At 45.2% G+C, this 20,755-nt stretch carries 13 protein-coding genes; 11 read left to right on the top strand and 2 right to left on the bottom strand.

Annotated features, from left to right (window positions below):
* The first annotated feature begins 621 nt into the window (after positions 1–621).
* The 7 genes from HQN90_RS19300 to HQN90_RS19270 all read left to right on the top strand — a co-directional run bounded on the left by HQN90_RS19300 (position 622) and on the right by HQN90_RS19270 (position 13,294).
* The gene (locus HQN90_RS19300) at positions 622–1,623 is read left to right on the top strand and encodes a helix-turn-helix transcriptional regulator (RefSeq protein ID WP_173221645.1); all 1,002 of its coding nucleotides are present in this window, start codon (positions 622–624) and stop codon (positions 1,621–1,623) included.
* A 124-nt stretch (positions 1,624–1,747) separates the two neighbouring features.
* Complete coding sequence (locus HQN90_RS19295; RefSeq protein ID WP_246362628.1) at positions 1,748–2,938, top strand: MFS transporter; 1,191 nt, start codon at positions 1,748–1,750, stop codon at positions 2,936–2,938.
* A 187-nt stretch (positions 2,939–3,125) separates the two neighbouring features.
* Entirely contained in the window at positions 3,126–4,046 is a 921-nt protein-coding gene (locus HQN90_RS19290) for an ABC transporter permease (protein ID WP_173221643.1), read from the top strand.
* 12 nt (positions 4,047–4,058) lie between these two features.
* The gene (locus HQN90_RS19285; protein WP_173221641.1) at positions 4,059–4,961 is read left to right on the top strand and encodes a carbohydrate ABC transporter permease; all 903 of its coding nucleotides are present in this window, start codon (positions 4,059–4,061) and stop codon (positions 4,959–4,961) included.
* 51 nt (positions 4,962–5,012) lie between these two features.
* Positions 5,013–6,554 carry an ABC transporter substrate-binding protein gene (locus HQN90_RS19280; protein WP_173221639.1) on the top strand — a complete coding sequence of 514 codons (1,542 nt, stop codon included), beginning with the start codon at positions 5,013–5,015 and terminating at the stop codon, positions 6,552–6,554.
* 26 nt (positions 6,555–6,580) lie between these two features.
* Positions 6,581–8,818, top strand: coding sequence for a helix-turn-helix domain-containing protein (locus HQN90_RS19275; RefSeq protein ID WP_173221637.1), 2,238 nt, complete (start codon positions 6,581–6,583; stop codon positions 8,816–8,818).
* A 33-nt stretch (positions 8,819–8,851) separates the two neighbouring features.
* Positions 8,852–13,294: a glycoside hydrolase family 9 protein gene (locus HQN90_RS19270; RefSeq protein WP_173221635.1), complete on the top strand. Its 4,443-nt coding sequence runs from the start codon at positions 8,852–8,854 to the stop codon at positions 13,292–13,294.
* On the opposite strand, the gene HQN90_RS19265 is transcribed toward HQN90_RS19270, so the two are convergent.
* The gene (locus HQN90_RS19265; protein ID WP_173221633.1) at positions 13,291–15,027 is read right to left on the bottom strand and encodes a sulfatase family protein; all 1,737 of its coding nucleotides are present in this window, start codon (positions 15,025–15,027) and stop codon (positions 13,291–13,293) included. The two genes, HQN90_RS19270 and HQN90_RS19265, sit on opposite strands and share 4 nt — an antisense overlap.
* 524 nt (positions 15,028–15,551) lie before the next feature.
* Positions 15,552–16,538, bottom strand: coding sequence for an SLAC1 anion channel family protein (locus HQN90_RS19260; RefSeq protein WP_338042353.1), 987 nt, complete (start codon positions 16,536–16,538; stop codon positions 15,552–15,554).
* A 380-nt stretch (positions 16,539–16,918) separates the two neighbouring features.
* Between HQN90_RS19260 and HQN90_RS19255 the strand changes: the two genes are divergently transcribed.
* The 4 genes from HQN90_RS19255 (at position 16,919) to HQN90_RS19240 (ending at position 20,708) form a co-directional block, all read left to right on the top strand.
* A complete protein-coding gene (locus HQN90_RS19255; protein ID WP_173221631.1) occupies positions 16,919–17,860 on the top strand; it encodes a helix-turn-helix transcriptional regulator in 942 nt (313 codons plus the stop codon).
* Positions 17,861–18,455: 595 nt separating this feature from the next.
* Positions 18,456–19,316, top strand: a complete 861-nt coding sequence (locus HQN90_RS19250; protein ID WP_173221629.1) for a PHP domain-containing protein — start codon at positions 18,456–18,458, stop codon at positions 19,314–19,316.
* A gap of 39 nt (positions 19,317–19,355) precedes the next feature.
* Complete coding sequence (locus HQN90_RS19245; protein ID WP_173221627.1) at positions 19,356–19,988, top strand: DapH/DapD/GlmU-related protein; 633 nt, start codon at positions 19,356–19,358, stop codon at positions 19,986–19,988.
* A gap of 18 nt (positions 19,989–20,006) precedes the next feature.
* The gene (locus tag HQN90_RS19240; protein ID WP_173221625.1) at positions 20,007–20,708 is read left to right on the top strand and encodes a GntR family transcriptional regulator; all 702 of its coding nucleotides are present in this window, start codon (positions 20,007–20,009) and stop codon (positions 20,706–20,708) included.
* Positions 20,709–20,755: the final 47 nt, after the last annotated feature.

Raw genomic sequence — 20,755 nt, 5'->3', positions numbered from 1 at the left:
ATTAAATTCCTGCAATTTTGCATGCTTTTGAGCCCTTTTTTGGATTTCAGGATGAAAATGTATAAAATACCTGCATAATCGCAGGAATTTCCATTTTTTCGCACGATTTAGTTGAAAAGCCTGCATTTTCGCAGTAATTTTGCCACGGTGAACTCGCGCGCCCTGTTTCATCAGCAGGTTAGTTAATCAAAGTAAGCATAGATGCTACAGAGTTGTCCGCAAATGTGCGATTAGGACGCGATATCCCTTGAACCCACGAATGGGAACTACGTTCCCTTATTCATGATTTAATCAGTCATTTGACTAGTCAGACGGAACTATGATACGCTAATTTGCCTAAATTGCTGGAATTTCACCCTAAAGAGGCGATATAAGGGAACGTACTTCCTTTTCAACTGCAAATATTGGATTTCGAGTCAATTAGCGGATCGTAGTTCCTTTTCGTAAGAAGTTTTCTGGAATTTCCCATAAATAAATGTCAGTGGGAAATTTTGATTAGCTTCACGCAAGCGAAGCCGCAGTCTGCTTTTAGGATAGTCAAACGAACCGATCTAAGTTATACTATACTGAGAATGATTATCAACAAAAGAAAGCGGACGTTAAACGAGGTGCGGGATCAGGATGACAGACTTTCATCAAAACTTTAATCTTTTTTTCGATGGGCTTGAGATGCCTCGACAACATAGGAGCCGTTCCGAACAGATGCAGCTTCATTCGCAGATGGGTGAAGGGGAAATTCGCCGCTTTGTGCCCAGAGAGGATATTGAGGTTGTGATTTCCGACTTTACTTTTCATCGCAATCGGAAGCTGCTTTTTGGCACACAAACAGCGATGGTGGAGTTGAATTATTGTTTGCAAGGGAAGAGAGAGATTCATGTCGGAGGAGCCCAATACGAATTTGTTCCGGGAATCTGCTCGCTCCAGTTCATGAATGAAGTGGATGTTGAATTTCAATTTAACGGGAATCATCCGTATCTGATGCTGGGTATAGGCATTCCGGTTACAACCTTTCATCACTATATGGAGGAGGTTGGGGGCACAAGATCTTTCGACTTCTTCGAAATTATGGGTCAGCGGTCATTTCACATGTTTCAGGAGACGATTGATCCGGCAGCTTCTGTTATCCTGCAGCGAGTTTTGCAAAGCGCTCAATCCTATGGCACCAAAAATGTCGAGATGGAGTGCCGGATATTGGAACTAATTTCCATGGCTTTTCAATCTTTTCTGATCGATGGAGATCCTTCTAATGCTAAATTGCCCAAACGTGATTGGCACAAAATCCGGGAAGCAAGAGACATTATATTGGAACGAATGACGGATCCTCCGACGTTGATTGAATTGTCCCGGATGATTGGTCTAAATGATTGCAAATTAAAAAAAGGATTTAAAGAGCTGTACGGCACTACGGTATTCGGTTACTTGCGGGATAAGCGGTTAGAGAAGGCGTACCACTTGCTGCAGCAGGGGATGTTGAATGTGACTGAAACTTCTTGCGAAGTAGGCTACTCCAATTGCAGCTACTTCTCCGAGGTGTTCCGTGAAAAATATGGCGTGAACCCGGGCGAATTTATTCGTCATTCTGCCACTAGGCGTGATTCGGACAATAGCATAGAACTCCACTAGACTGCTCTTCTTCGGAGCAGTTTTTTGTTGCTCAGATATCCTTGTAGCCTGCCTAATAGTCCCGCTGCTGGTAGAAGGTCATTTTGGATACATAGTAACATGGATTGGAAAGGAGAGGGTATGCTTGAAATATAGACTTGTTATTATGTTTCTACTTGTATTGGGCGGGATGATATCCATCGCTGCGTTCAATCCTATCATTGGTCCACTTTCACGTAATTTGGGGCTTAGTGATGTTCAATCCGGAAGTTTAGTATCGATTGCGGGGTTATGCTGGCTCCTTGGCGGATACTTCTGGGAAAAGCAAACGTTCATGAATCGCAAAATGCTGTTAGCTTCGATTGTCATTATCTATGTGGCGACGCTAATTATTTTTGCGCGGTTAGCTGATTACTCGGCACATGCCAACAGCTCAGCCAGTCTGTTTTGGAGTTTCTTTTTGCTGCGGGCGATCGCTGGGTTTTTCTTTGGCGGCATTCCAGCCTTAGCCCAAGCCTATATTATGGGCTGGACAACAGAGGAGACGCGGGCCCGAGGCATGGCTTTGTTCGGTGCCGCCAATGGATTGGGTTTCGTGCTGGGGCCTGCCATGAGCGGCGGCATGGCGGCGTTGGGACTGACAGCTCCGATGTACGCGGCTGCTCTCCTGCTTTTTCTGCTTGCGATCCTATTTGTAGCTACGATTCCCAAAGAACAGGAACAAGCCATCAAGCGTCAGGTCAATTCACTTTCACCCAATGATGGCCGGATTCGCCTCTATTTATGGATTGGACTGCTGCTATCGTTTGCCTTAAATATCGTTCAGGTAACGATTGGATTCTATGTTCAAGATAGATTGGGGTACAGTGCCAAGCAAGCTACCCAGTTGATTGGGCTTGGGCTTGCTATTTCCGGCGTCATGGTCGTTCTTTCGCAAATTGTTATAAGCAAATATCTCAAATGGCCCTACAAGCGGATCATCATCATTGGACTCACTTTTGTCGCTTTAGGATTGGTGGGACTTTTAACAGTTATCCGTTATGCTTACTTAGATTTTGCGGTACTCGGAATCGGAATCGGATTTACGCTGCTTGGATATAGTGCCGGGGCTTCTGTAGCTGTTCAAAATCATGAACAAAGAAGCGTTGCTGCTTTCATTGCCGCTTTGCAGGGGGGAGGATCATGCCTGGGACCTATTGTAGGCACGGCTTTATATACCGCCAATTCGGCATTTCCTTACTCATTTTGCGTACTTTTGATTGGCATCTCCAGCTTTTTTGTTCTGAGGAAAAGGACAACTACGCCAGTAAAGACTTTTCAGGACATGAATCGTTAAAACCCTATTAATGAAGGGGCCCTGCATTTTGCGGGGCTTCTTTTGCATTTTCGATTTATCTATAAGGAACATATTCGGATTTAATGACATTTGTTCGCTAAAATGCGGAAATGTTACGCGATTTGCGATTTACGATCTTTGAAATCAGGTGATAATCTAGGTGGGAGAGAGCGAGGGAGGATTTTGAATGAGAACTTTCACAAGAAACAGCGCTTTACTGCTTATGACATTACCTGGTTTGCTTCTATTGATTGCGTTCCATTACTTGCCTATTGGAGGCATATTGATCGCGTTCAAAAATTTCCGTTATTCGGGGGGAAGCTTCTTCACGAACTTCCAAAATAGCCCATGGATCGGCTTCAAAAACTTTGAGTTTTTTTTGAAAGCGCCGGATGCATTCCTCATTACACGCAATACCGTCGTCTACAATTTGGTATTTATTGCATTGGGTTCTCTAATTGCCCTATTTCTTGCAATCGCTTTAAACGAGTTAAGAAATCGGCGGTTAGCCAAGGTATATCAGACCACGATCTTGCTGCCCTATTTTCTATCATGGATTGCAGTCAGCTACCTGTTCTACGGATTTCTTAGCGTCGATAAAGGGATCATCAACCAACTGATTCTGCAGCCGCTTGGTATGAATCCCGTGCAGTGGTACAGCGACACGAAATACTGGCCTTATATCCTTATTTTTACGAACATATGGAAATATGCAGGTTATAACTGCATCGTTTATTTGGCCTCGATTACGGGGATAGCTCACGAATACTACGAAGCTGCTGCACTTGATGGCGCGTCCAAATGGCAACAAATTCGCCATATTACGATTCCATCCATCTCTACAGTTATTACATTACTCGTGCTGTTAGGAATCGGCCGAATGTTTTTTGCAGATTTTGGTTTATTCTATCAGGTTCCAATGAATTCCGGTGCCCTGTTTGACGTCACCAATGTCATCGATACTTACGTTTTCCGGGCATTGATGAACAGCGGGGATATCGGAATGTCTTCAGCCGCAAGCACGTTCCAAGCGTTCGTAGGATTCATATTCGTTCTTTTATCGAACTATGTGGTTCGAAAAATAGATAAAGATAAAGCAATTCTCTAAGGAGGGAGATCGATGAAATCTGCCATAAAAATCAATTCCATATCGGCTACGGCCAATTTGACCATCCACGTGTTGTTTATCCTAATGGGTTTGACTTGTTTGGTTCCGCTGCTGCTGATTGTAGCGGTTTCCGTGACCTCCGAACAATCTGTTGTCATCGACGGATACAGGTTTTGGCCTCAGCAATTTTCATTGGAGGCTTACAAGTATCTTTTGCAGGAAGGTAAAACCATTATTCAGGCTTACGGCGTAACAATCTTCGTAACCGTTGTTGGAACGATATTAAGCCTGCTTGTCATCGCATCATTTGCTTATCCATTATCGAGAAAGGATTTTGCCTATCGCAGGCTATTTACCTTTCTGGTGGTCTTTACTCTGTTATTCTCAGGTGGCATGGTCTCTTGGTATATGGTGACGACTCAAATCTTGCAGCTCAAAAATAATGTGTGGGCTTTGATCGTTCCGTATCTATTTAATGGATGGTATGTAATGATTATGAGAACTTATTTCATGTCATCGATTCCTGATGGGATTGTTGAATCGGCGAAAATCGATGGAGCCGGTGAATACCGAATCTTCTTTTCTATCGTGCTGCGACTGTCCTTGCCAGGTTTAGCGACGATCGGTCTGTTCAGCGCCATTGTGTATTGGAACGATTGGTGGCTGCCCCTGATGTTAATTCAAGACGACAAGATATTGAATATTCAATATTTGTTATATAAAGCGCAAAGTACAGCCGACTTTTTATCTTCCGTGAGTGGACAGAATTATGGGACCGTTATGCAAATTACGCCTCCCTCGCTGACCGTTCGAATGGCGCTTGCCGTGGTCGGAATAGGCCCGATTGTGCTCGCTTATCCGTTTTTCCAAAAGTATTTTGTCCAAGGCTTGACTGTAGGCGCGATTAAAGGCTAAATCCAATTATATTGGTTAGCATAGATACTCACAAATTGGGAGGTAATCAAGATGGTAAAGGGGAAAAAGCAGGTGCAAGCGTTATCAGTGGCGTTGTTGTCACTGTCCATCGTATTAGCAGGCTGCAGCAGCAGCAGCGGCAGCGGCAAGCAGGCAAGTGTCACTACAACGCCAAATCCAAATTCAAGTGTCAAACCGGCTCAAAGTGAATTAGCACCGTATCAAATCGACTGGTATATCATTGGAACAGGACCTCAAGCGGATAATGAGTTGGTAGAAGCGGAAATCAATAAAATAACGCAACCACTCATTAATGCTACTGTCAAAATGCACGTTATTCCTTTCGGGGACTATGACAACAAGATGACTGCTTCGCTCGCAACCGGCGAGAAAGTAGATCTCATGTTTACGTCCAATGGAAATATGAATTACAATACGATGGTAGGCAAAGGGGCATTCGTTGATCTTACGGATAAGCTCGATAAATTAGCGCCTGATGCGAAAAAGCTGTTGTCGGAAGGTTTCTTGCAAGCCAGCGCAATCAAAGGGCGAAATTACACGTTGGCGGCTTATAAGGAAAAAGGCTCTTGGCTCGGCATCATTGCTAGTAAAAATTTGATGGAAAAGTATAAAATCAATATTTCTCAGATGAAAAGCATAGAAGATATGGAACCAGCTCTGAAAATCATCAAAGAGAATGAACCGGGTATTACGCCATTTCTAGCTACCATGACAACCCGAGCTCCTAATTTTAATAACCGGGATTTCTGGAATGTATCGCCCATTCAATCGCTTATGTTGAAAAAGGACGGAAGCGGCTATACACTGGAACTGGATGAACCCGGCTACATGAGTACGTTGAAAACGATGAACAAATATTACAAGGCGGGATACATTCCGGCAGACGCGCCTGTCAAGAAAGTGACCAATGATGACAAAGCCAAATCTGGCTTTATACTCTCTCAATTGAAGCCGTATGTCGATGTTCAAGTGGGGAATGCAATCGGAATACCGATGGTGTACCAGAACTTCGGTAAGCCGATTACAACAACCAACGATTTGGTCGGCTCTATGATGGCAATTCCTACGAATTCCAAAAATCCTGACCGCGTATTAATGTTTTATAATATGATGTATGCCAATGAGAAGCTGATCAATTTGGTTGGGCGGGGAATCGAAGGCAAGCATTATATCACAAAAGGCGATAAGCGGATCGACTATGCACCAGATACAGATAATGGGAAAAAGTCAGGATACAAGCCCAATACGACATGGGCATACGGGAACCAATTCCAGACCTATCTGATGCCTGGCGAACCGGACGATATTTGGGCGCAATTCAAAAAGTTCAATGATGAATCAGAAATTGTTCCGGATTTGGGCTTTAACTTTGACAGTTCCGCTTTAACAGCAGAGGTCGCAGCCATCAAAAACGTGGAAAGCGAATTCAGGCCGATCTTGGAAACCGGTTCAGTTGATCCGGAAGCTTATGTGCCCAAATTCAAGGAAAAGCTGAAATCGGCAGGCATTGATAAAGTGCTTCAGGAAATGAATAAGCAGTATGACAGCTGGAAGGCTTCAGGCAAAAAATAAACAGGTTGTTGACAGGAGGAGAAGTAATGAAAGTTCCGTCTCGCATGCTGGAAAGTCGTTACTTCTCCAGCCTGTTCGTTTATTTATCAACTTTAATGGCAGTCGTTGTGCTGGCTGTGTCTTTTATTTTGTATCTCCAGTTTGTGAAGATCGAGCAAAGAAAAATATATGCTTTTTCCGAGGAGTCGTTGTCGCAGATCAGCTCGGCGGCGGATTCGGTGCTGGAGAACGCCAAAATGGCCATAGCCCAAATTCTGCTCGATAAGGATATGTCCAAAATTTTTTATCCAGCAGCCACCGATCCTGTCGACATGAAAAACATCACGGATCGGCTCAATCTGATTGCCTCGATGCCGTTCCTTCATTCGGTCTATCTGTACAATGGCAAGCTGGATGTTTATTATATCAGCAACTACGGCTTGCAAAAAAAATCCAATGTCGATGATCAGGAAATTGTGGATATTATCAAGGGCTTTAAACCCGAGATGAATTTGAAACCGATTACACGCACGATCAAAAGACAATCTAACTTCGTCGGAATCGAATACAATGTGTATACCTTTATTTATTATGAAGCAACGAGCTCGGAAGAAGGAAGCGCTATCGTCTTGAATGTCTCTGATTCCTGGATGAAGAAGGTCATTGAAGGCATGGACAAGAACCGCAATGGCAGCATCATCATGATGGATTCACAGGGAGTTATGTTCAGCAGCATCTATAAGGACAGTATGCTTAGTGCATTATCGGATCAGGAATTTGTACAGGATATTTTGCATTCCAAGGAAAAGTCGGGACATTTCATCGGGAAAGTGGATGGCGTCAAGTCTTTAATCACGTTCGCCTCATCGGATTCACTTGATTGGAAATTCGTCCGGTATACGCCTTATGAGGTTGTCGTTAAAGATGTCAATACGATGAGAACAAGAACGCTGGGAATTTGCCTGTTGCTGATCATTGTGGGTTTTGCGTTGTCTTATTTATCTTCCAAGAGATTGAACCGCCCCATGGCTGCTATGTTGAAGAAGGTAGGGATACAAGATCAAGCCTTAAGAGAAAATTCATACAAACTGAAGCAGGATTTCTTGCGACAATGGATGTTATCGGATGGTCAAGTGTCTAAGCCAATTGTGATCAAGCAATTGGAACATTTCGAGATTAGTTTGGATACCCCTCGTCCCATTGTGATACTGCTTTTGAAGATCGATCACTTCAAGGAATTTTCTATGCAGTATAGCTTCAAGGACAGAGGCTTGTTCCGATTTGGAGTTATGAATATTGCTTCGGAGATTCTATCCAGTCATATGTCTTGCGAAGCGGTAGATCTCGGAGATGATCACGTGGTCTTCATGATGAATGAAAGTAGAGGCGTAGATCTCGACAATCTAATTCCGGACATTCAACAGGCGATCAATAAGCATCTTAAAATGTCGGTTACGGCTGCTGTGAGTCGACCTGGATTAGATATTTGGGATTGCCGTCAATGTTATGCGGATGCTCTTGAGGCTTCTCAGTTTCGTGTCTTTTACGGGTGGGGCTCGCTTATTCATGCTGAGTCCACGGCTGAAAGAAACTGTCGAACGTTCCGCTACCCGATCCAACAGGAGGAACAGTTGACGGATGCTTTGATGTCAGGCCGGATGGAAGAGGTGAAGAAGCTTTGTTCTATAATACTGGAGTCGACGGACGGGTATGCGTACAAAGATCTTCAACTGACGGTATTCCGCTTATTTTTTGCCATTAATATGGTCGTAGATACGCTCGAAAAAGCGTCTGGATACGGATTCTCTATCAATTTCGGTGAAGTGTTTGCACAGTTATCTGAGTTAGAGCGGCTTTCGGATATTCAGAATCAATTTCTGGAGTCGTTCCAACGCATTGAAGAGAAGCTGGGTGAGCGAAAAAACACCAGATATGATGAACTGCTGCGGAGAATACGCGGGATCATTGAATTGCAGTATATGAAAGATGATTTAACTATTGATAGTATCGCTGATATTTTGAATATGTCTTCCGTTTATTTGGGCAGGTTGATCAAGAAATACACATCCAAGACCATTAACGACTACATCATAGAAGTCAGGATCGAGAAATCAATGGAACTGTTAGCCTCTTCGAATAAGACAATTACGGAAATATCCAAGGATACGGGCTTTGCCAGTATGAGCTATTTTGGCAGAGTGTTCAAAAAAATACAGGGAATTACGCCGAACGAATATAGACAAAAAATGAGGGACACGTCCCAGACGAATGGAAATGAAAGTTAATGTAGTGGTGAAACAAATAAGGAGGGATTAATAATGTCAAAAATGCTTAAATTCGTGAATTTATATAAACGTATCCTTAGTTTGTATTTAGTTCTTCTGCTGGTTTGCATGTCGCCTATGGCCGCCTTTGCTGCCGTACCCGCACTTCCTGGACCGTCGAATCCATTGAACTATGATGATTTTGCTGGAGGCGGCAGCTTCAAGTCTGTTTGGGCCAATTGGTATAACCAGAGCGGAGGTGCGGGCACCTTTGCGAAGACGACGATAGACAGTCGGACTGTCGGGAAATTCACGCAGACGCCAGCTTCGAGCTCGTCATGGGCCAAGTTTGAACCCCAGCATGACAACGGTAATTTTGTCGGCTATCGCTATGTCACTCTGGAAATGAAAAATCCGGGCTATGCCAACAGCCGAATACGATTCGAAATTTCCGATGATACAGGAAAGACCTACGATTTATCCAGTGGGTTCATAGCGGTTCCGACGGATTGGACCACTTTTAGTTTTGACATGAATAAATTCCCGAAACTTAACAAAAAAAGTGTTCATATCGCGATATGGCTGAACCAAACGAGTGGACAATATGGAGAAATGTTAGTCGACAATATCAGAGCTACTTCCGTTCAAAGTGGCACAGCACCAACGATCACGGGGACCAGTGTGAACACAAGCTCCGGAGATGAGAATACGCGGTTTACCTTTAAAGCAACGTATATCGATGTGGATAATGAGAAGCCGTTAGCGATGCAAGTCATTGTAGATGATAGGGACATCTATGAGATGGACGAAGTAGATCGCGGGGATCTTACCTATACGGATGGTAAAGCCTATTCCTTCTCGACGAAGCTGGCAGCCGGCAATCATACGTATTATTTCCGTACAGGTGAAGGTACATCAGATCAGGTGACAACGACTAGTCAAAGTATAGCAGTCGGCAGTGTAACGCAAACCGTCGATGTAAATGATAATGTAATTGGAAGCGTTTACAACCAATTTCAATATGTAGGAAACGGTTGGATATACGATACTGCTCCAGCGGGAAGCTATCAGTTGGATAACCATTATTCCTCCAATGCGAACGATACGGCCTCGTTTCCTTTTATCGGAACATTGGTGAATGTTTACGGTGCGAAAGACCCATCTGGCGGCATTGCAGCGATCTCCATTGACGGGGGAACGGAGCTGAATGTTGACACGTATGCTTCGACCAGACAAGACAATGTACTGCTTTATACGAGTCCGCAGCTGTCTAAAGGGATTCATACCGCAAAGGTTAGAGTCACCGGACAGAAGCAAGCAAGCTCGACAGGAACCCGCATCTCTGTTGACCGGGTGCGTGCAACTCTCTATGTTGGGAGCTTGATCGACAGTATCAATGTTTCTCAAGGGGGATACAGCTCAGGGGATTACAAATATGCAACGGTTACTGCTACGGATTCCTTGAGTGATACCACCTATCAGGTCTTGAACGGTGCCAACGTAGTTGCTTCCGGAATCATGAAGGATGAGGGAAAGACGTGGGGGAAACGGGTATATGCCATTGATTTTTCATCGTTGGCTCAGACGGGGACGAATTTTACGATCAGAACGAATGGCGTTTCCTCTTATGCTTTTCCAATTCAGGCAAACATGTGGAACGCTTATAAGGATGAAATGACGGCCTTCTACAGGCTGCAGCGTACGAACGATACAACCAAAGCTTATCCGGCTGGCTACAGTGATATAGCGCCATCCACGAAGATATTCCATCCGGATTCATTCCTGGATGATGCCTACAATTATAATACAGGTGTCCATTATGACCTGTCAGGAGGCTGGTTTGATGCTGGCGACTATGGCAAGTACGGTGGAAACCAATGGGTACAAGGTGAAATCGCGTTGTCCTATGCCCGACATGCGAATTCAGCTTTGGTTAACTATGATAATGATGCCAATGGCATTCCTGATTTGATTGACGAGGCCAAATATGGTAGCGAGAATTTAATCAAATTTGCTAATCAATTCGGCGGAGCTATGTATAGTATTAAGCACACGGCAGGCTTTGTGCATCCTGAGAAAGTGACGGATAATATCGTCGGTACGCAAGATGATCCCTATTTTGTACCCATTCTCCAGGTAGGGGGTTCTGGGAAAGCAGCCGGCTCTCTGGCAGCAACAGCGCGTGCCATCAACCTAGCTTTGGCAGGCGGCAAAATTGCTGCAGCCAAAATAGCGGAAATGCAGTCATTTGCCACTGCATGCGCCACTGCTGCCGTTACTTTCTACAATTATACCGTAGCCAATCAGTATGAATCACAGGGATCTTATGAAACGATTGGCGGTATTCCGAATACGTTGTTATGGGCGGAAGTAGAATTATACTTGCTGACGAATGATGCTGCCTACAAAAATAGCGCGCAATCGCGAATTGCACCTCTCACCGAGAACGATATCAAATCGACAAACTACTGGGATTTGCGCCCGATGACTTTGGCGGAGTTTTATCCAGTTGCCGATGCGGCAACACAGGTGCAAATCCAGAGTCTGCTTAAGAAACAAATGGCATATTTCGTATCTTCGATGGACGATACACCCTATGGGGTGCTGAACGAATTCAGCAATTTCGGCGTCAATGAACCGTTGGCATCTTATATTGGCGATGCGATCAGGTACAATGAGCTTTTCCCTGATCCGGCCGTCATGCGCGCTGCTTTGAAGGGACTGTACTGGATATTCGGCAATAATCCGTGGAACATGAGCTGGGTTTCGGGTATCGGAACGGATTACGTGGATTTCCTGCATACGCATCTAGATGAGGAATCCTACGATCTGAACAATAAAGGGGTCGTGATCCCGGGAGCGATGGCATCAGGGCCTAACATGAAGGATACGAAGAATCCAGCTAGTGTAAGTCCGTGGTATATGGACAGAGGTCTATACGCAGACGATGTAAGCCAATGGCGATATAATGAATTCAGCATTAGCATTGTAGCTGGACTATTTTATTCGATTATGGCCCTTTCGGATACGCATGGAGCTTCAATTGGGGGGACAGAGCCGATCAAGCTGCCGATTACTTCCCCGCAAACCGGAGATTTCGTGACGGGGGATGTGACTATTTTTACCCAGCCATCTGCGGCTTTGAGCGCGGTGGAATCCAATGTAGCTGGCAGTGTCTATGCACCTATGACCGTCACGAATGGGATTTATTCGGATATTTATCACGCAGGTGGCGATGCCCCCTATACCAATAAGCGAATTTATGTAAGAGGCACCGATGCACTCGGAAACTTCACTTACAGCGCTGCTCATTTCACCGTTGCTGCTCCACTGCCGGATCCTGCGCATCCGCTCCTGTATGACGACTTTGGCGGCAATGGAACCTGGGGGAAATCCAAACAGGACTGGGTCAACTGGTACAATCAGAATGGAGGCACAGCCGAATATAAGGAAATCGTAGTAGATGGGCGAACGGTTGGGCGATTTGCACATACGCCAGCATCAGCTACATCGCAAGCCAAGTTTGAACCGTGGAAAGATACAGTAGACTTATCCGGCTATAAATATATCAACTTTGTGATGAAAAACCCTGGCTACCCGAACAGTCAAGTCAATATAACCGGTCTCAGTCCTGGTTGGATAACCGTTCCGAACACCTGGACAACAATCCCTTATGATTTGGATAAAAATCCGAACTTAGATAAAAAAGCGGTTCATCTGGAGCTGTTTCTCAAGCAGACAACCGGCGTTTACGGCGAATTGCTGATCGATGAAATCTATGCCTCCAATCAAGTCAGCGGCACAGCGCCTACGATTACCGCAGCTAGCTTGAATGCAGCCGCAGGCGATGAGGCCACCTTGTTTACCTATCAAGCAACATATGCTGATGCAGAGAATCAGAAGCCTTTCAGGATGCAGCTTATTATCGACGGTGTGATTAAAGATATGCAGGAGTTGAATGTAAACGATACAACTTACACGGATGGAAAGACCTATACGTTCACTACAAAGCTGCCGGCTGGAACGCATTCTTATTATTTCCGTACAACGGATACGACAACGAATGTCGTAAGTACGGCTTTGCAGACAGGGCCAACAGTACAACCGGGAACGAATACGAAATATGAAGCAGAGAACGCAGTTCTTTCCGGAGGAGCTGTTGTGAAGAGCAATCATACCGGATATTCCGGAAGTGGATTTGTTGCTGGTTACGGTGCCGCAGGAGCGGGAACCACGTTCACTGTCAACGCGAATGAATCCGGCAATCATGAGGTTACCTTGCGATTTGCCAATAGCAACCCAACGGCAAGAACGCTTAGTATTTATGTGAATGGGATTAAAATAAAGCAGACCAGTCTCCCGAATATAGGCAATTGGGAGACATGGGGCAATAAGACGGAAGTATTGCTGCTCAATGCCGGCACCAACACGATCGCTTATCAATTTGATTCAGGTGATAGCGGAAGTGTCAATCTTGATTATGTGATTGTTAATTAGACCCCAGTAGGCACCAAACGCTTGCGTTTCCGCTGTTCGTTCAGAAGCATTGCCATGTACTGTTGGATGGAACGCGATTCTTCCGTTGCAAAAGCTGGATAGGCAAGGTTTCTCACTTCAAGCGGATCGTTCGTTACATTGTAAAGCTCATATTCCTCGGGAACAGGCTCGGCTTTCACTGTCATGCTGCAGTGAGCCGGGTCTGTTCCTTCAACAGTTTCAAGTATCACATCACGCTTCCCCGGCTGGCTCCAGAATTGAGGGTTGTCAAAATAACGCGTGTATTTCCACAACTCTTTATTCTGATGCCTAGTTAAATAGACAAGAATAGTTTCGATGTGATTCGGCTGGATAACAGATGAATAAGGAATACCTAAAGGATTAACCTGATGTTGGCCCCGCGTCACATCGTCATCCGTCATAAAGTAGATCGGCTCATCCATAGGCTCAAACGCATCAGGGAAACCTAGAATAGATGCGGAAAGATCCCGTCCGACCAAAGGACGGACTTCACTGAACCGTTGTTTTAAGCGATTTTGGATCTCTCCCGCATCGGCATGAGCGAGTCCCAACAGTGTTGGCAGCAGATCAACATGGCTCGTCAATTTATCGATGTTTTCATGTTGTGTGAATAAGTGGGGGTTATGGATGATAAGCGGCACATGCAGCATCTCTTCGTAAGCACAATACCATTTTTGATGCAGATCTCCATGAGAACCAAGCAAATCGCCATGATCTGAGGTGAAGATGACAATCGTTTGCTCATAAAAGGAAGAATTCATCAAGCTGTCCAGAACCTTGTTCGCCTGCTCATCGGCATTTTTTTGCAGCTGGTAGTATAACTGACGATAGTGAGGGTGATTCCAAATGGGCTGCAGCGCTCGCGGGTAGGTATCTCGATAGCTTGCTTGGCAGCGCGGTTTTGAACTCAGGTCCTCAGACTGGGTAGGCGGGGGACTTACCTGCGGCATAGGTTCTACGGCGAAATTGAACAGGGGATTGTGGGCTGTCAAAGCGCCATATAGCACAATATCGTGGGGGTTCAAAAAGGATGAAACGATAAGCCAGGGCTGCTCATCCCCGTGGGTCTGTTTTCTATGATCAAGAGACTCGATAAGTTCAACCACTTCTTCTGCATACACGACATCCCGGCCGCTTACACCGCTGGAAGCGGAAGAAGCGGAATTTCTAGGATTTTTCCCGTGCGGCTCAGGTCCGACCCAATCCGAAAACCCGTAATCGCCCAAAGGATTAGCCTGAATATATAGATCTGATTTCCTCGCATCAGGGACGCCGTTTGCAGGGTTATAACTTGTTAAGCTTTGGTGTGTGCCTGGCGTGACGATGTCCTCATGCGAAATATGCCATTTCCCTTTATAGAAGGTACGATAGCCTGCTTCCTGAAAATAATCGCCCATCGTGGGCACGGTGTTTTTGTTTAACCAAAACATATCCGAGTCGAAGGCATCTTTGGCGATGCCATTCGTCTGGCTGACGCCATGCAGGGACGGATATTGCCCCGTAAATAGGGTCGCTCGGCTGGGACAGCAAGCAGCGCTGCCGATGTAGTGACGATGAAATTCAAGACCCTTGGATCTTAAACGCTCGTGTGCAACAAAGTTGTTTTTGCGCCATACTTCGGTGTCATGGCTTTCATATGGAGGCGGATATCGTTCCTCATCGACGAGTATAACAAGAATGTTAGGTTTCTGAGGAATTGGCTTTTTGCTCATATTGCTCACCCCGTTGCTCGTTTTTAAAATATATGAGGGGGGCTTTTCCTGCATGCCTTCGTTCGAGGGGAGAAAAGCACTTTGTTAGATCAACTTTGGAATTATTTGAGGAAAGCTGATGGTCACGTCCAGGATGGTATTCCACTGGATAAGTTCCAGTTAAAGTAGAGATTTCACTTCCCAAATCCGAGAAACACTGGAGTTTATCCAGTGGAATTGGGTTTTTTGTGGTCTCTAGGGGGCGGATTTTGCCTTTCACTGGATAAATTCCAGTCAAAGTAGCAATTCCACTTCCCAAATTCGAGAAACATTGGAGTTATTCCAGTGGAATTGGGCAACAAGGTTGGGGGGGAGTTGACTAGGCAGTTGCAATTGCAGATGCGGTTGCGTTAGGGTTAGGCGGTACCAGTTTGAGAGCCTCTAAAGCAGAAGGGGCTGCCTCGCAGTCATTATCGACTTGCGAGACAGCCCTTTCTCTACAGCCTGAGTAAAATGAAGTTATATCGCCTACAAAAGATGTCGTTTCATCCTTGTAGCAGCTTTCCGTTGAACAAATTAATGAGCGTTCGAACCAATAAAACGATGATGACAATCGTTAAAATCAAAAGGATCAACGCTGCAATAACTTTTAAAGGCCAAGTATTCACATGTATCGCATATTTTAATGCGGCATTGCTAAGTGCCGCCATAGGGAAGCTAACAGCCCACCAGGATGCTCCAAAATAAATGGTTTTTTTAAATACTTTAAAAGCAAGCACGATAAAAAGGAAAAGGCCGAAATAAAATAATATGGCTGCAAAGTTATCGATCCGCTGCAAGAAATTGCTATAGCCCAAGAAGCCTACTTCAAAAGGTGCGATCAAAATAATCATCGAAGGCGTCAAGCCGATGCCTAGCGTCTCATGATGGATTAATCGATTGATAATCAGCGGCAAAAATATAAGTGCGGCAAAACCACCAATTGCAAGACTCAATAAATTGACTTCATGCGCCCATGCAAAGGGCATTGTTCCTCCGGTTACGGCAATATCCAGTACACCTACGCAAGGAATTAACCAAGCAGGAACCGCGTGGGTGGGATCTATTTTCCCTTTAAGCAAGCGGGATATGATAATATAACTTAACGCTAATGTGAGAATCATACCTATGATCCAGACAGCTTCACTAAGCACTTTCTGATATGGACTCAAAATAGATGATAACAGCAAAATCGCAATCGGAATGGTACCGAAAAAATTTCCGACAATCGGATGTGTGAACTCGGCTGCTACCTTCTGAGGAAAACGAATTCCTTTCACCATGAACCCTATGAATAGTAGTATGAATACGAGAATGGCTATGGCACTTGTGATGTCAGTTAATACAGCCGACGTATGGAAGAGTTCATGGGAAAGTCTCCATGATGAGGAAAGGCCTGAAATTCCCATAACAGCGGCGAATAAATTCACCGGTAAGTTTTGAATGGATCCGATTTTGCCTATATTCTGTTGCTTGGTTGCTGTCAACTCCACGGTGCTCACCTCTTTCGGATCAAATTGTTTTCTAGACACTTTTCCCAAAATGTCGGTAATGATTGTTATTATTTGTTACTAGCAAGAGGACAATACATGTGAAAAACCTCACGATCACGATGAGGTCTTGGAGCTGAATCGCTAGTTGTCCAATAAACGATTATCTCTAGTGCTTGTTGTAGAGCAATTATAATAAATAGCATATCGCCCATCAATGTCCATTTTTCTATCAAAATGATGCACAGTATCTATCGTTGAAGCAGTTGCCAGCGTTGATGATCTATTCTGTTTTCCGATCGGCCCGCCGCGACCAGGCGGAATAAGATTAGATTTCTTATTCAAAGAAAGGTAAAATTAGGATTGAGGAAAGAGGGGATATCTTGAAAATACAGCGGTTGCTGGGGATTACGATGGTTTTATTGAGTCAGCGCCGAGTCAATGCTCAGACGCTTGCAGATAAATTCGAGGTATCTCTGCGGACGATTTATCGTGATGTGGAGACGATTAATACCTCAGGCATTCCTATTGTTTCTTATACGGGAATGGACGGAGGCTATGAGATCATGGAGCAGTTCCGAATTGATCGGCAAATCGTCACTTTCGAAGATCTGCAGTCGATTCTGGTGGCTCTTAAAGGCGTACAAGCTTCACTGGATGATCAGGAAATGAACAACTTATTGATTAAAATCAAAGCCTTAGTGGCGAGATCAGAGCAGAAACAATTGGAAGAGACGGGGGAAACGCTTATTTTTGATACGAACCTGTGGCATGGGAGCGGGATCAAGGATAAGTCGATGCTGGCTACGCTGCGACAAGCAGCTAAGCGGCGAACCGTCGTTTCATTTGTTTATACCAATACGGAAGGTGACGGAGGAAAGCGTGAAGCTGAACCTCTCGGGATCGCATGGAAAGGTTATACGTGGTACTTATATGCGTATTGCCGGCTGCGCAGTGACTATCGGACATTTCGTCTTTCCAGGATGAGCGATTTGCGAATTCATTTGGAGCATTTCCACAATCGAGGCGTTCGCATGGAAGAGCTTGACGCACGATGGGGAAATCAGGAGACGGGTCCTGTTATTCCTCTTGTCCTCCATTTCCGACCTAAGCTAAGAGTGAGGGTGGAAGAGGCCTTTGGTCTGGATAAGGTGGAGGTTCAAGCGGATGGCTCTCTGCTAGTCAGAACCAGCAACGCCGATAACCGCTGGATGTATGATATGATTCTTAGCTTTGGGCCGGATGTCCGCGTGTTGGAACCGGCATTCGTGGCGGATACGATCAGGGACAGAGGGGAACAAATTGCTAACATGTATAAAGATTAGTGCTGCAATTCAGAATAAGCGGCAATAGGATGACTGCGCAGCACACAAGGGTTTCTATCGAGCAAGGTGTGGGCTCACAGTGACTGCCAATTGTGAAAACCTGCGATTGTGTAGGCATTTTCAACCAAAAGGGTGTGTAAAGTGGGAAAGCCTGCCATTGTGCAGGTTTTTACCGCTTTTTCAGCTTGGAATCGAGAATATGCTTCAAAAGCATGCATAATTGCAGGAATTAGCCATTTTGGTTAAGATCAGCACCAAAAAGATGCATAATCGCAGGAATATGCCGAAACAGCAAGCGGAACAGAGGGGCTTAAGGTATTACCACCTCCAAAACCACTGATCAAGTGGGGAAGGAGGTGGTTTTTTGCGTAGATCAGCTTTCGTAGAAGTTAGCTGGAAGATTGTAGCAGCGGGAAGGCCGCCTTCCCACTCCAAATGATGAATTTTACACTAAATTAATGTGCGCATTACATGGCATTAACCTTTGTAACTTGGCATCAAGTTAGACTAGGTCCATAGACATGAAGCTCATCCGAAATTCAAAGGCTTACCTTTGAATTCCAGCCTATCTTATACCCATTTTGCGGAGGTTGTTATGAAAGCAGAATTGCATTGCCATACGAGATTGTCTGACGGTTCTTTTACATTTGATGAAATCCTGGACTTAGCTATTCAAAGTGAGGTCTCTCATCTGGCTATTACCAATCATGATACGACTCAAGAGCTCGCTTCAATGGTCGACAAAGGGCTGAAACGAGGAGTGGAAATCATTCCAGGCATTGAAATTTCAGCCTATGATTTTATAAGGAATCGCCGAATTCATATTCTTGGTTATTTTGTAGAGCCTGGACATGCTGCGTTGGACACGCTTTGCAGCCCGCTATTAGAAATGCGTCATGAAGGCTGCCGGACAGCTGTCGATCGACTAATTGAAGCTGGTTATGCCATCACATGGGAGCAAGTGCTTCATTATGCAGAAGGCGGTACGGGGGTTTACAAACAGCACATCATGCATGCGTTGATTGATCAGGGCTATACGGCCTCAATCTACGGCGAGTTATATAAAAAGTTGTTCTCACGCGGTCTGAACGGGGAGCAGCCGGGTATCGCCTACATCCCAACCAAGTATGTCGATGCAGGAGATGCGATTCGGGCTATTTTAGCAGCTGGCGGAGTCCCCGTACTGGCGCATCCTGGACAGTATCGGAGCTTCGAAGCGGTGCCTGCGCTTGTAGATGCAGGCCTTCAAGGCATTGAAGTATGGCATCCGCTGCATGGACCGGAAGATGAAGAGAGAGCACGCGGTTGTGCCGAGGAATACGACTTGGTGATGACGGGCGGTTCTGATTTTCACGGCTTTTATGGAGAAAAAGAAGTAGAGCTGGGCAGCAAAAGTCCCGGTATAGACACGGTGCAGCTTCTTCGGGCACGCAAACCATCGACATCGAAATTGTGAAACATACATTTCATTATCCGCCAAAGGAGTCGTTTACCTATGAAGCCAATTCATCAAGTCGATGCCCATTCGCCGCTGTCGGTTGAGCCCCGCTTTCATGAAAGCAGCCATATCTTGAACAGCTTTGCAGGAGATTGGACCTCCATCGGTCCGCGCAACAAGATGATTGAAGCTCGCATCGGGGATTATTCCTATACGATGGATGATGTCACGATCAACTATGCAGAGGTGGGCAAATTCACCTCTATTGCTTCGCATGTTTGTATTAATCCAGTCGACCATCCCATGGATCGGGTGACACAGCACCATATGACGTATCGGCGTGCTGCTTATGGTTTTGCGGGGACGGATGATGATGAGATTTTCGATTGGCGCAGAGGCAACCGTGTGACCATCGGCCATGATGTATGGATTGGGCACGGGGCTATTGTTATGAAAGGCGTTCATATCGGAACCGGAGCCGTTGTTGGCTCAGGCGCTGTCGTGACCAAGGATGTTGAGCCGTACACGATCGTGGTTGGGGTGACAGCAAAGCCGATCAAATCCCGATTTACCAAGGAGATCAGTGACCGTTTGCTGGAGATTGCTTGGTGGGATTGGCCGCGTGATTGGTTAGAGGAACGATTTCATGAATTGAACGATGTCAACAGCTTTATCAAAAAATACGGCTAATTTGGGGAGGTAGCGGGGATGTCTGAAGAGATGGATATTATGGATTACCTCATTACGGCAATCCAATCCGGCAAATTTGAGTCTGATGATAAATTGCCTTCGGAAAATGAGCTTGCGGACCGCTTCAAAGTCCCAAGAATCACAGCGCGCAAAGCCTACGAACGGTTGCAGGAGCTGGGCTATATTTACTCTAAGCAAGGCAAAGGCAGCTTCGTGCAGGACAGAAATCTTCGCATTCCGCTCGATCTTTCCGGCAGTATCAGCTTTAGCCAGAAAATGAATGATTTGGGCTACAACTATCAATCTAAGAATATTTTTTGCGAGCCTATTGAGTTTAACAATAAAATCTATGAATCCCTTCAAGCTGATGAAGACGACAACGTGTATAGAGTGGGGCGTCTGAGGATCGTAAATGGGCAGTCTATTGCCTTGCATACTTCCTACGTCCTGGAATCTATGTTTCCTCACATTTGCAAAGAAGGACAACAAATAACTTCCATGTTCCAATATTACCAAAGCAAGGGCTATCACCAATTTCAATCCAAACAAACGATTCTTCGTGTGACGTTCCCCTCTAAATATGAGAGGAATTTGCTGGCATGCTCCAGCCTTATTCCTTTGCTGGTGCTCGAATCCGGGTGCATAGATACGGAGTCAGGGACGACGTTGGAATGCAGCAAAATTTTGTACCGTGGAGACTGTTTCTCCTATGAAATTTGAATTTACTTAATCTTAACAGCCGCTAGCCTGGCAACAAGATAAAGTGA

This window comes from Paenibacillus alba (assembly GCF_013204855.1).
Taxonomy (GTDB): Bacteria; Bacillota; Bacilli; order Paenibacillales; family NBRC-103111; genus Paenibacillus_E; species Paenibacillus_E alba.
This window is presented reverse-complemented; position numbering and strand designations above follow the sequence as displayed.